The following is a 13,781-nucleotide window of genomic DNA, read 5'->3' on the forward strand; positions in this document are numbered from 1 at the left end:
TCTTTATCCTTTGTATCAAGATAAAATTTGTAATTCTTTTGTTGTTTTGGTAAATGGCACACAGCCGTCTTTGGTCACATAGACACAATCTTCGATTCGTACACCGACTTGATCAGGAATATAGATGCCTGGTTCAATAGAGAAGCACATACCTTCTTGGATCACCAAATCATTGCCAGTGATCAAAGAGGGGAATTCGTGTACGGTCGTACCGATACCGTGTCCTAAGCGATGATTGAAGTATTCGCCATAGCCGTAGCTTGTGATGACATCGCGGGCGATTTGATCCAGCTCACCAGCAGTGATGCCCGGTTTCACTGCCGCTTGCGCCGTTTGTTCCGCTTCTAATACGATGTCATAGATTTTGCGTTGTAATGCTGTTGGTTCATGATATGCGACTGTACGGGTAGCATCACTGCAATAGCCTTTCCAAATCACGCCAAGGTCAAATAGCACCAATTCATTGGCTGTGATGCGGCGATCACCAGGTACACCGTGGGGACTTGCTGCATTATCGCCAGCGAGGACAGTTGTGTCAAAGGACATATGAGAGACCCCGCGTTTTTTCAGTTCGTATTCGATCTCAGCAACGATGGCCGCTTCGCTGACGCCTTCTTTGATGGCCGCAAAGCCAATCTCAAAAGCGACATCTGCCCAAGAACCAGCTTCAAGCAATGTGTCGATTTCGCTGGCGGTTTTAGTCAGTTGCATCGTTTGGATCATAGGTGTCATATCTAGACTGAAATCAGTTTGAGGCAAGCGCGTTTTCAAGGCTTCATAACGTTCAACGGACAAGTCATTTTTTTCAAGGGCTAATCTGTTCAAATCATAGCGCGAAGTCAACTCTTGGCTGATTTTGTCCCAAGGATTTTCGCTGTCTAAATAGCCAATCACATCATAAGGCCAACCGCTGTTTTTGGCTTCTTCCACTTCAAGCGCAGGGGCGAATAGGAAAGGGTCTTTATCAGGAGAAAGAAAGAGGGCCAATACCCGTTCATGAGGATCGCTCTTGAAACCTGAAAAATACGCAATCGTGGCAGGATTAGAGATATAGCCTGCTTCTGCACCATTTTCTTTGAGCCATTGATTCAACTCTGTAATTTTCTTTTTGTTCATCGATAATTCCTTCTTTCGCGTAATATATCTTATTTTACCACGCTTTGTAAAAGAATGTGCTAAGAACTCTGGCAAAATAGCTAAGTTTTCATGAAAACGAAATTAAAACGGTTGCAAATCTGGTAAAAGTTTGCTATTCTATCAAAGAAATGTAAATAAGATTTTCTGAAAACAGAATAAGGGAGATATATCATGGAAAAACAAACAATTACAATTTACGATGTTGCACGGGAAGCAAATGTGTCAATGGCTACTGTATCACGGGTCGTTAACGGCAATCCCAATGTAAAACCAGCAACACGTAAGAAAGTGCTAGAAGTGATCGATCGCTTGGATTATCGTCCAAACGCTGTTGCTCGTGGCTTGGCAAGTAAAAAGACAACAACAGTCGGTGTCATCATTCCTGATGTCAGCAACATGTTCTTTTCTTCACTTGCTCGTGGGATCGATGATGTAGCGACCATGTATAAATACAATATCATTTTGGCAAACTCTGACGGTGACACAATGAAAGAAGTCAACGTGCTGAACAACTTGTTGGCTAAACAAGTAGATGGTGTGATCTTCATGGGTCATCGAATCACAGATGAGATCCGTGGTGAATTTTCTCGTTCAAAAACACCCGTTGTTTTGGCAGGCTCTATCGATCCAGATGAACAAGTAGGCAGTGTCAATATTGACTATACTGCTGCAACCAAAGATGCTGTCTCTTTATTAGCGAAAAACAACCAAAAAATTGCGTTTGTTAGTGGCGCATTGATCGACCCAATCAACGGCCAAAACCGTTTGAAGGGCTACAAAGATGCTTTGAAAGAAAATAACCTTGAGTATTCAGAAGGCTTGATCTTTGAATCACCTTACAGCTTTAAAGAAGGTTTGGCGATCGTTGACCGTATTATCAACAGTGGTGCGACTGCCGCTTATGTGACCGACGATGAATTGGCAATCGGTATCTTAGACGGTTTATTGGATAAAGGTGTCAAAGTACCTGAAGACTTCGAAATCATCACAAGCAATAACTCATTACTTGCAGAAGCAGCACGTCCACGCTTATCAAGCGTAACTCAACCACTATATGATATGGGTGCTGTAGCTATGCGTTTATTGACAAAAATGATGAACAAAGAAGAAGTGGAACAAAAAACCATTGTCTTGCCTTACGGTATTTCAGAAAAAAGTTCAACAAAATAAACCATTCAAAGATTCATTTCTACTCCTTGCGCATGGTCAAAGATGATCACGTCCAAGGGATGAAATGACTCTTTTTTTTGTACAAAAAAACTGATCAGCAGGTGCTGATCAGTCGTCATCATTGTTGTCTGTTGTTTCGTTCTTGCTATCGTCATCGTCTTTTTTCTCAGTATCAGATGCGTTGCTATTGGTACTAGTAGAAGTAGTGGTACGTGTTGTTTTTGGTGCAATTTTCTTCCAGTAGTTGCTATAGTTTGCGTCAGAACCACCGATGCCGAAATCAAAGCTAACAGTACTTGGTCCGTCTGTCGCCCAATAAGAGGTGACTTTGGCGGAAGGATTGCTGATACTGGTCTTGTCGACTGTAACGGATCCGCCAGGTAATGTTCCGGTTGCTTTGGATACTTCGACTTTTTTGACATCACTGGATAATTTGAACGTTTGATCGACACCAAAGACTTCTTGATTGCTTTGGTAAATCCGGTTGATTAGATACGCCATGTAGTTTGCTGTTCTGGTACCTGCGGTATTGTCTGTCCCTTTGTTGTCATCACGTCCAGCCCAGCTACTGATGGTGATGGACGGCGTAGACACCACTAACCATGAATCTGAATAATCATTGGTTGATCCTGTTTTACCGACCCAATCAGCATTGCCTAAGTTATAATCTAGACCGCTGATGATTGATTTGAACGGACTGGTTTTTTGTTCATCGATGACACTGCGCATCATATCGGTCATGATTGATGCAGTGGCTTCTGAATAGACCTGAACAGGATTAGACTCATGCTGGTATAGGACTTCTCCGTCATTGTCTTTGATAGACTCGATAATGTAGCCTTGTTCATAAACACCATTGTTGGCGAAAGTTTGAAAACCATTGGTTTGGGTAGCGACTGTAACATCTGTGACTCCAAGAGGGGCTGATTCATAGGCCCAGCTGTTGTCCTCTGGATAGTTCATTTTGCTTAAATAGTTGGTATAAGCGTAAAAATGATCACCTTCTGCTTCCCATAGATCTTGGAAAATATTGGTGGCAGCAATATTACTTGATACTTCTAAGGAGTCGCGGATCGACATAAAGGTGTTGGTACCTGTGTTCGTAGCATTGGCGATGGTTTCGCCCGCATTTTCTCCTGTCCGCCATTTCGCTGCGTAGTCAGAGACCATTGACTCTGAGCCAATCAATCCTTGTTCAATGGCTGGTCCATATACGAGCATCGGTTTGATACTAGAACCAGCTTGACGTTTGGCATCAAAGGCATGATTGAATTGGTTTTCAGTGTAATCACGTCCGCCAACAAAGCCTAAAATTTTGCCGGTGGCATTGTCCATCATGACATTGCCGACTTCAATGGTGGCATCGCCCCAGTTATCAAGCATATACCCGTACTTATCGACAGCATCTTGCATCGCATTGTAGATATTCTTATCGATGGTAGAGGTCACGGTGTAGCCACCGTTGACCAATTTTTGCTGCGCCAAATCTACATATTTTTGATACGTTTCGTCTGTTGCGTAATCCTCATCACTGACTTCATCCTCTTTAGCCAATTGTTGCGCGATAATATCTTTGGCTTCATTTAAGACAGTGTAATATAGGAAGCTTTGATCGGTTTGCTCGATGGCTTGCTGTTGCTTGAAGTCTTGTTTTAAATCATATTTGATCGCTTCTTCATACTCTTCTTTTGAAATATCATGATTACGGTACATACTGAAGAGTACAAAATCTTTTCTTTCTAATCCAGCAGTAAGATTTTCTTTGATCTCACCCGTATTGGTATACGGACTGTATACGATAGGGCTTTGTGGCAAACCTGCGATGAATGCTGCTTGCGGCAATGTGAGATCGGCTGCGTTGACACCGAAGATACCTTGAGCGGCTTCTTGGACACCGGCAATATTTTGACCTTTATTGTTGCGGCCAAAAGGTGAGATGTTCAAATACATCGTCACGATTTCGTCTTTACTGAAAAACTTTTCCACTTCCATTGCCAATAAAATTTCGTTGGCTTTCCGTTTGAAGGTGGTTTCGCTGGTAAGAATCTGTTGTTTGACCAATTGCTGGGTCAAAGTGGATCCGCCACTGCCGCCAAAGCCCGTTGCTTCAGATAACAAGGCCCGCACGACTGCTTTTGGCACGACACCATTATGCACGTTGAAGTATTCATCTTCGGTAGCGATGATCGCTTTTTTCAGATAGTCTGAAATTTCATCTGAATTGACAGAAGTCCGCATCAAGTCAGATCGGATCGTAGCGATCTTACTGCCGTCTGCATAAGCCAATTGCGATGTTTCCGTAATATCGGTCAATTCTTGTGCCAACTCATCTTTAGAAGGTGCAGCAGTGTCTTCGACAAGATAAGCGAAGTAGCCAGCACCGATACCCAATGCTAGTGAACCGCCTAGGATCAAAAGAGAAATTGCCACTAAAAAGAGAGAATGGAGCACGCGCAAGCTGATATTGACGTAGAACCAGCCGCCGTTTCTTTGCTTCGTTGTCCTGGTCTGTTTGTTTTTCTGGGACAAAAGAGTCACCTCAATACATAAATTTATATTCCGTTGTATTATAGCAAAAAACGGCGCACTTGGATAGCACCCTAATTGCTGCCGGCAACCAACCTTTATCCGGCGCATATTTTATAGACTGATTTTCGGTTAACTCTTTTCATTCACTGATTTTTCAGTTAATATGAACAATGAAGCAATTATTTAGGGGGAGAATACATGAGTACAGACTTTTTTGAAGAACTCAAGCAACGTGGCTTGGTTCATCAAACGACAGACGAAGCAGCTTTGACCAAACAATTGAATGAAGAGTCTGTGAAACTATATATTGGGTTTGATCCGACAGCAGACAGTTTGCATATTGGCCATTTGTTGCCAATTCTAATGTTGCGTCGTTTCCAACAAAATGGCCATGTACCGATCGCTTTGGTCGGCGGTGGTACAGGGATGATTGGTGATCCTTCATTTAAAGATCAAGAACGCCAATTGAACACATTGGATACTGTGATGCAATGGTCACAGAGTATCAAAGACCAGTTGTCACGTTTTATCGATTTTGAGGATCAAACCAATCCAGCGCTGATTGCCAACAATTATGAATGGCTTGGCGAATTGAAACTGATCGATTTCTTACGCGACATCGGCAAAAACTTTACCATCAATTACATGATGAGCAAAGAAAGTGTCAAACGTCGGATCGAATCTGGTATTTCGTATACTGAATTTGCTTACCAATTATTGCAAGCCTACGACTTTTTAAATCTCTATGATGAACATGGGTGCTTATTGCAACTAGGGGGAAGTGACCAGTGGGGCAATATCACATCTGGAATCGAATTGTTGCGTCGTGAACGTGAAGTACAAGGGTTTGGCTTGACTATGCCTTTGATCACGAAAGCAGACGGTACCAAGTTTGGGAAAACTGAAGGCAATGCAGTTTGGTTAGATGCTGAAAAGACAACCCCTTATGAGTTTTACCAATTCTGGATCAATACCGATGACCGCGATGCGGTGAAATTCTTGAAGTTCTTTAGTTTCTTGTCTTTAGATGAGATTGCAGCAATTGAAAAAGAATTCCAAGCAGCGCCTGAATCTCGGGTTGCACAAAAAGCATTGGCGAAAGAAGTGACCACGCTGGTTCACGGTGAAGCAGCTTACGAACAAGCCGTCCATATTTCGTCCAGCTTATTCAGCGGTGATATCAAAGAATTGAACGCCGATGAGATTGCCCAAGGATTTAAAGGTGTACCTACCTATCAAGTAGAGGCAACCGATGATTTGACATTGGTAGAAATATTGACGACTGCGCACATCGAAACGTCAAAACGCCAAGCCAGAGAAGATATTCAAAACGGGGCCATTTATATCAATGGCGAACGCCAACAAGATCTTGCCTACGTTTTATCTGAATCCGATCGGATCGGCGGCAAATATGTCGTGATTCGTCGTGGTAAGAAAAAATATTTCTTATTAACATTTTAAGCGAAAAGCGAACCAAATCTCTGGTTCGCTTTTTTTCACAACGGAACGAGGAGGTTAGGAAATCATATGGGGCAAATCATCCTCAATGTCGTCGGTCTATTTAGTATGATTTTGCTGGGCTATGGGATGAAACGTATGGGGCTTTTGTCGAAAGCCGATGGATCGATTTTGTCAAAAATCATCCTCAATGTCACCTTGCCAGCAGCAATCATTCTGAATTTGGCACAAATGGAAGTTCAAGCGAGTGCATTAAGCTTGATTCTCATCGCTGTGGTCATCACCATCGGTCAAATTGTGATCGCCTATTGGATGACCCGCAAAGACAGTAACCCTTTGCAGCAATTTGCGATGTATTGTGGCTCTGGATTCAATATCGGCAATTTTGCGATTCCTTTCGCACAAAGTTTCTATCCATTAGGAATACCGCTGATCTCGTTATTCGATATGGGAAACAGCATCATGCTGGCTGGTGGTACGACTGTTTTGATTGAATATATCTTGAAAAAACGAACAACCTTTGAACCAGGCAAAATCCTCTTAAACTTGTTGCGTTCGCCAACTTTCACTGTCTATTTAGTGATGTTGATCGTGCGCAGTATCGATTGGCAACTGCCGACAGCATTCTTAGGTTTGGTTCAGCCGATTGGCTTGGCCAATACGTTTTTGTCGATGTTTATGATCGGTTTGTTTCTAGATTTTCGTTTACCGAAACATACCACCAAAACAGTGATCAATATTTTGGTCTTGCGGTTGTCTTGTTTCTCGTGTTTTATCTATTGCCGTTACCGATTGTGATCAAGCCGGTCCTTTGTTTGCTGGTCTTCGCACCGATCCCGTTATTTGGCGTGATCAATGCAGTCTTGGCTGGCATGGAGGAAGAAGCGGTCGGGTTTGTCTCTTCGGCCAGCTTTCTGATCAGTATGCCTTTGATGACCGCGGTATTGATCTTATTTGGCTTGGCATAACCTTGTGAGAATAAGCAAATATATCGCAAAAGGGACCGTAAACTATAATAATAATGATGATTTGATTTTAGGAGGAAAATAATAATGTTGATTGGTTCACACGTATCTATGAGTGGAAAGAAAATGTTGTTAGGCGCGGCAGAAGAGGCTGCCAGCTACGATGCGTCGACGTTTATGATCTATACTGGCGCACCGCAAAACACGCGCCGCAAACCTGTTGAAGAGATGATGATCGAGGAAGGGCAATCCTTTATGGCAGCCAACGGCTTGTCAAATATCGTCGTTCATGCGCCTTATATCATTAATTTGGGCAATACCATCAAGCCAGAGAATTTTGGCTTTGCTGTATCTTTCTTAAGAGAAGAGATTCAGCGGGCGCAAGCATTGGGTGCGACTCAAATCACTTTGCATCCAGGTGCCCACGTGGGTGCTGGTCCAGAAGCGGGTATCAAACAAATCATCAAAGGATTGAATGAAGTGCTGGAGAAAGAGCAAACAGCCCAGATTGCTTTAGAAACCATGGCGGGCAAAGGCACAGAGATCGGTCGTACGTTCGAAGAATTGGCAGCAATCATCGATGGGGTCACTTTGAATGAAAAATTATCTGTGACTTTTGATACATGTCACACCAATGATGCAGGTTACAATGTCAAAGAGGATTTTGACGGGGTCTTGAATGAATTTGATCGAATCATCGGCTTGGATCGGTTGAAAGTCGTCCATGTCAATGATTCAAAAAATCCGCAAGGCAGTCACAAGGATCGCCATGCCAATATTGGTTTTGGTACAATCGGATTCGAAGCGTTGAACAAGATCGTTCACCATGAAAAATTGTCTCAATTGCCAAAAATTCTTGAAACGCCTTATGTAGGAGAAGATAAAAAGAACAAAAAAGCACCATACGGCTTTGAGATCGCGATGTTGAAAAACCAAACCTTCGATCCAGCGTTGTTGGATAAAATTTTGGCGGGTTGATTTCATTGTTGCGTTAAATAATAAAAACCTTGGACAAAACAAATGTCCAAGGTTTTTTAGGTCTAATTAAAATTTCTTCGCTGCTGCAGCAACTCTTTCTAAACCTTCAGCAACGATGTCAGCTGTTTTTGAAGGGTCTGCGTTATGACCTTCGATGATGACTTCTTCAGTGATCGTCATACCGAACATGCCGCCGAATACTTTTTCCATAAAGGTAACGGCATTTTCCATAACACTCATTTCGCCAGAGTAAACCCCACCACGGGCATTTAATAAGACGATTTCTTTGTCTTTTAGTAATTGATTCATTGAACCGTCTTCGTTATATGAGAATGTGAAGCCTGCTTGGAAGATGTAGTCGATGAATGTGTGCAAGGCTGCTGGGATCGTTAGGTTCCACATTGGGAAAGCAAAAACGATCGTATCTGCTGCTGCAAATTTATTCATAACATCTTGGCGCACAGTCATCAATTCTTGTTCTTCTTGATTCAATGCTTGTTCTTGCGCTAATTTGCCGAATGCTTCAAATAAAGTTTGACCGATATAAGGCATTGGTTGTGCATAGACATCAAATGTAGCAACCTCTACATTGTTTGTGTCCAAGTTTTCAACGAATGTGTCGAACATTTTCGCTGATACGCCGTCAGGACGATTATTTGCTTTAACAACTAAAATATTTTTCATGATTTTCCACCTTTAAATAAATGTAAGTTTTGTCACAAGTGTTAGTATACTATAAAACACTTTTGCTTACAATAAATAAGTAAAAAGTTTTTCTGTCTTTTTCAGCGACTCGCTGTCAATTTTGCTAAAATAGAAGGGTAAGGAGGAGTTACATGAAAATTTTTGTTGTTGAAGATGATCAATCATTGGTCAAAATGATCAGTGAACAGTTACAAAGATACGCATATGAAACGTTTGTTCCGCAACATTTTGATGCGATTTTGGCGGAATTTGAAATGATCCAACCTGATTTAGTCTTGATGGATGTCAACTTGCCTTATTATGACGGTTTTTATTGGTGCCAAAAAATACGAGAACGCTCGTTAGTACCAATTTTATTTATCTCTGCTCGGGATGGCAATATGGATCAAGTTATGGCGTTGGAATATGGGGCGGATGATTTTTTGGTGAAGCCTTTTTCTTATGAACTGCTGCTGGCCAAGGTCAAAAGTCATATTCGCCGCGTCTATGGTGATTACGCCCAAGCCGACCGAGCCCGTCAATTAACTGCTGGTAACTTGGTCTATTATCCTGAAGCGTTGAAAACGACCTATCAAGATCGAGAGGAATTGTTGACTCTGCGAGAAGGAGAATTGTTGTCTTTGCTGATTCAGGCATATCCTGAAATGGTCAAACGGGAAAAGATCTTGAACAAATTATGGGATGATGAACGGTTTGTGGATGACAATACGTTGTCTGTCAATATTGGCCGCTTGCGTAAGAAATTGAGCACGCTGGGCATTGAAGAACCAATCCAAACGATTCGCGGGAAAGGCTATGCCTTGTCATTGGCGGGGCAAAACCAATGAAGCTGTTTTTGACCGTTCATCTGCCTTGGCTGCTACTCGAACTCACTTCTCTTGGTTTATTCATTCTGTTGATCTGGTTGGATGGCTATCGTGATCTTGGCATTCTCTTGTATGGCTTAGGTTTGATTCTGTTCTTGACTGTTGTTGTCTTGGCAATCGACTATCGTAAGAATCAAGGGTTTTATCACTATCTGCAAACAGGCGCCATGCAAAAAAACAGTACGGGTTTTGTCAGCCGTACCCTATATGGGCAATTGCGGGATGAACAACAGCTTATGGAGCAGCAATTAGCCGTGTTAGATCAGCATTACCAGACACATATCAAATTTATGCATATTTGGGTACATCAAATGAAAACGCCTGTGGCTGTATTGGCTTTGATGGCGGAGAGCGACCAGTTGGACAGCGAGGATTTATTAGCGGAAACCGATCGTTTGAAGAGCGGCTTGGCTACAGCACTGAATTTTGTTCGTTTGGAAGATTTCAAAGAAGACTTTTTGATTGAAAGAGTGTCTTTGGCAAAGATCGTCAAAGAAAGTATCGGTGAGCAAAAGCGTAGTTTTATCCGCCATCGTGTCTATCCCAAATTCAATGATCAGACTGATTTTTTTGTGACGACTGATAAGAAATGGCTGCAAATCATGTTGTATCAACTCATAAGTAATGGTATCAAATATTCACATCCGGAAAGTCACTTGGTCTTTGAATTAGATGCAAAAAATAGACGCTTAACGATAGCAGATTCAGGTTGCGGCATTCCTGAGAGTGATTTGCCGCGGATTTTCCGCCCGTTTTTTACAGGTGATAACGGTCGATCATCAGGAGAAGCAACGGGGATGGGGTTATACTTAGTCGACATGATCAGCGAACAATTGGCCATTTCCGTTGCACTTACATCGACACAGGGTGTGGGTACCCAAGTTATCTTGACCTTTCAACAGGATGACTAACGGTCTTTCTTACAAATCTGTAAGCTTTCTATCACAGAATCGATCATTGATTCAGATGTTTACTGATACACTGTTAGCAAAAGGAGTGATCAAGATGGCTTTGTTAGAATTAAAACAGATCAACAAAACCTACACAGGGGAAGTAGCGGTCGATGTCTTGCAGCAGATCGATTTAAAAGTGCCAGAAGGAGAATTTATTAGCATTATGGGTCCTTCTGGGAGTGGTAAGACCACTATGTTGAATTTGGTTGCAACCTTAGATCGGCCAACGTCAGGCACCGTCATCATTAAAGGGGAACAACCTTTGAGACTATCAAAAGAGCAATTGGCGCTGTTTCGCCGCCAACAATTAGGATTCGTTTTTCAAAACTATAATCTATTGGCGCCGCTATCTGTGACAGAGAATGTGATGCTGCCATTGACGTTGGATCGTGTACCAGTGAAAGAGATGCAACAGCGGTGTGCAGTATTGTTAGATGAGCTGGGGATCGCTGATAAAGCGGACAAGCGTATCTATCAACTGTCAGGTGGCGAGCAACAACGAGTGGCGATCGCTCGGGCGTTGATCCATCAGCCGGAATTGCTGCTGGCGGATGAACCGACTGGCAACCTGGATTCGAAAGCGGCCAGAGATGTGATGGAGATTTTGAGTCAAATGAACAAGCAGCGAAAAGTCACCACTATGATGGTGACCCATGACCCGTATTCTGCCAGTTTTTCGGATCGAATCGTCTTCATCAAAGATGGCAAACTGTATAATGAATTGTATCGCGGTAGTGATCAAGCGCAATTTTACCAAAAAATCCTTGATGTATTGGCACATTTAGGAGGGCGTCGTCATGAATTTCAGACAGTTGATCATTCGTAACCTTCTTGGCAACTTCAGGACCTATGCAGCTTATTTTATCAGCAGCAGTTTTGCGGCGATGATTTTCTATATTTTTAGTTTACTGCTGTTTCATCCCCAACTAAATGAGGACTTATCCAGCAGCAGCGCAACGATCTTGGCGTTATCTAAAATGGGCTTAACGACGGCTCTGGTAGTGATTGCCTTATTGTCTGTATTGTTTTTGTGGTATACCTTTGTCGTGTTCTTGAAACGACGCAAACGGGATTTGGCGATCTATTTGATTCTAGGAATCGAAGAGAAAGATCTGCGACGGATCCTTTTCGTTGAAAACGCGTTGTTAGGCACAATGGCAACCATCTGTGGCATTCTCCTGGGCATTTTAGGTACCAAGTTATTGTTGCTGATTGCCCAAAATGTCATGCATCTGACGCATGGTTTGTCCTTCATGATTCCGCCGCTGGGGGTTTTATTGACTTTTGCGGTATATGTTGTCCTTTTTTTATTGATTTCCTTTATCGCGACCCGTACATTGCATGGAGAACAGATCGTGTCGTTGATCAAAGAAAATGAGAAGCCACGTCCAGAGCCCAAAAGTCATTGGGGTTTGACCTTGTTGGGCATTCTCTTGTTACTTGCTGGCTATGGCATGGTCTTTTATTTCAGTGTCCAATCTACCGCATTGGCAAGTTTGCTGATTGGTGTCGTGCTGACGGTTGCGGGGACAATGTTGTCTTTTCATCAATTCAGTGTCTTTCTATTGAAACGACTAAAAAAACGGGCGAATTTTTTACAAGGTACGCATCTGTTGACCATCAGTGAATGGTTGTTTCGAATGCGGGACAATGCGGCGATGTATAGCTTGATTACCTTGAGTACATCAGTGGCATTTGTAGGGATTGCGGTGATGATGGCAATTGGCAATACCAGTTTCTCGTCAGTCCAAGGCATCAGCGTGGCATACTTTTTTTCCCACACTGATCAAGGTGCATCTTATATAAAAGGGAAAGCTGATGAAGTCAAAGCGATGATCGAGGCAAAGGGGTATCAGACGACAACGGGTGATGTTGATTTTTTGTCTATCTATATCTCGCCAGAAACCCCTGCGTTGGCTGACGATCCCTATTATATCAACAATGGTTTTTCGGTCATGAAGGAAAGCGACTATCAAACACTGATGGCACAAATCAATGAAGAGCCGGAACCTATCAACGATCAGCAAATTCTTGAATTAAGTCCCAATTATTCAAGAAGAAGGGAACTACTCTCCGTTCCGCAATCAGAAAGAGAAGTCACTGTGCCGGTCGAAATTGGGATGGAAGGCACCGTGAAAGAAGAAAAAACGCTGGTTCATAGTTCGTCGATGCTCTCATTGAACTATTATGGTTTGGCCGTCGTGACAGATCAAACGTTTACTGACTGGCAAAGTGCAATGAGCCCAAGCGGAGATACTGAGACGTATGGGTTTACTTGGATCGATTATCCTGAATGGGCGGATGATCCAGAATTGGTTTCTCAGATCAACGGGCGATTAGATCAAGCGATTGCCGACCAAGAAGAAGAGATGAACGCACTTTCTGACGCATTGGGTGAGAAAGTCAATGATATGACAGACGAGGACTGGGCCGAAGCAACCTTAGATATCCCACCGTATTTTATGTACGATTCGAAATTTCAGGTCTTTCAAGAAAATCGGCAAGGCAATGGGATCATTTTAATGATCACTGTTTTGTTGGGTGCTGTCTTCTTTATCTTTTCGGCCTCAATCGTCTATTTCCGGTTGTTCGCTGATTTGGACAAAGATGGTGCCTACCATCGTTCCTTGCATGTCTTAGGTGTCACACCGAAAGAACGGCATCAGGTGATTCGCCGTCAGATCCAAGTGATGTATTTTCTGCCGACATTGATCGCACTGATTCACTTTGCTGTCGCAATGGCAGCACTTCGGGTACTGGTGGAATTGCCAGTTTGGCAATTTTATAGCATGATCGGCGGTATCTATCTGATTTTCCAAGTTTGTTTCTATTTGATTTGTCTATGGCGTTATCAAAAAGATATCGATCAGTATGCAGATCCCGCAGCATTGTAAGTAAAGTCAAGCAAGAAGGATTAATATTCTTGCTTGACTTTCTTTTTTTATAGTGTCATGGTATATATATCAGTTTCTTCATTTTTTCTCAAAATGAAGGGCAGTGGGTCAAATGGGACAATGAAA

General features: G+C 42.6%; 10 protein-coding genes and 1 pseudogene. 8 read left to right on the forward strand and 3 right to left on the reverse strand.

All coding sequences use genetic code 11. From position 1 onward, the window contains the following. Window positions 1-15: 15 nt before the first annotated feature. Window positions 16-1,116 carry an aminopeptidase P family protein gene (locus A5886_RS05965; protein ID WP_086274102.1) on the reverse strand — a complete coding sequence of 367 codons (1,101 nt, stop codon included), beginning with the start codon at window positions 1,114-1,116 and terminating at the stop codon, window positions 16-18. 192 nt (window positions 1,117-1,308) lie between these two features. Between A5886_RS05965 and ccpA the strand changes: the two genes are divergently transcribed. Next, entirely contained in the window at window positions 1,309-2,307 is a 999-nt protein-coding gene (gene ccpA, locus A5886_RS05970; protein WP_086274103.1) for a catabolite control protein A, read from the forward strand. Between the two features lie 108 nt (window positions 2,308-2,415). Here the strand turns inward: ccpA and A5886_RS05975 are convergent, their stop codons facing one another. Then, window positions 2,416-4,836, reverse strand: coding sequence for a transglycosylase domain-containing protein (locus tag A5886_RS05975; RefSeq protein WP_086274104.1), 2,421 nt, complete (start codon window positions 4,834-4,836; stop codon window positions 2,416-2,418). 198 nt (window positions 4,837-5,034) lie between these two features. Between A5886_RS05975 and tyrS the strand changes: the two genes are divergently transcribed. The 3 genes and pseudogenes from tyrS (at window position 5,035) to A5886_RS05990 (ending at window position 8,237) form a co-directional block, all read left to right on the forward strand. Beyond that, window positions 5,035-6,297: a tyrosine--tRNA ligase gene (tyrS, locus tag A5886_RS05980; RefSeq protein WP_086274105.1), complete on the forward strand. Its 1,263-nt coding sequence runs from the start codon at window positions 5,035-5,037 to the stop codon at window positions 6,295-6,297. A 66-nt stretch (window positions 6,298-6,363) separates the two neighbouring features. After that, window positions 6,364-7,262 (forward strand): annotated as a pseudogene (locus A5886_RS05985) (AEC family transporter). Window positions 7,263-7,346: 84 nt separating this feature from the next. Beyond that, window positions 7,347-8,237 carry a deoxyribonuclease IV gene (locus A5886_RS05990; RefSeq protein WP_086274106.1) on the forward strand — a complete coding sequence of 297 codons (891 nt, stop codon included), beginning with the start codon at window positions 7,347-7,349 and terminating at the stop codon, window positions 8,235-8,237. 66 nt (window positions 8,238-8,303) lie between these two features. On the opposite strand, the gene A5886_RS05995 is transcribed toward A5886_RS05990, so the two are convergent. Beyond that, complete coding sequence (locus tag A5886_RS05995) at window positions 8,304-8,921, reverse strand: FMN-dependent NADH-azoreductase (RefSeq protein WP_086274107.1); 618 nt, start codon at window positions 8,919-8,921, stop codon at window positions 8,304-8,306. A gap of 152 nt (window positions 8,922-9,073) precedes the next feature. On the opposite strand from A5886_RS05995, the gene A5886_RS06000 reads away from it, so the two are divergent. From A5886_RS06000 to A5886_RS06015, 4 genes are all read left to right on the forward strand, one after another. Next, the gene (locus tag A5886_RS06000) at window positions 9,074-9,769 is read left to right on the forward strand and encodes a response regulator transcription factor (RefSeq protein WP_086274108.1); all 696 of its coding nucleotides are present in this window, start codon (window positions 9,074-9,076) and stop codon (window positions 9,767-9,769) included. Then, entirely contained in the window at window positions 9,766-10,719 is a 954-nt protein-coding gene (locus tag A5886_RS06005; RefSeq protein ID WP_086274109.1) for a sensor histidine kinase, read from the forward strand. Before A5886_RS06000 ends, A5886_RS06005 begins: the two co-directional genes overlap by 4 nt. 94 nt (window positions 10,720-10,813) lie before the next feature. Then, complete coding sequence (locus tag A5886_RS06010; protein ID WP_086274110.1) at window positions 10,814-11,587, forward strand: ABC transporter ATP-binding protein; 774 nt, start codon at window positions 10,814-10,816, stop codon at window positions 11,585-11,587. Then, window positions 11,559-13,655 (forward strand): ABC transporter permease, encoded by a 2,097-nt coding sequence (locus A5886_RS06015; RefSeq protein ID WP_086274111.1) that lies wholly within the window; start codon window positions 11,559-11,561, stop codon window positions 13,653-13,655. Before A5886_RS06010 ends, A5886_RS06015 begins: the two co-directional genes overlap by 29 nt. Window positions 13,656-13,781 lie beyond the last annotated feature (126 nt).

Origin of the sequence: Candidatus Enterococcus testudinis (assembly GCF_002140915.1) — a bacterium.
In the GTDB taxonomy this organism is placed as follows: domain Bacteria; phylum Bacillota; class Bacilli; order Lactobacillales; family Enterococcaceae; genus Enterococcus_D; species Enterococcus_D testudinis.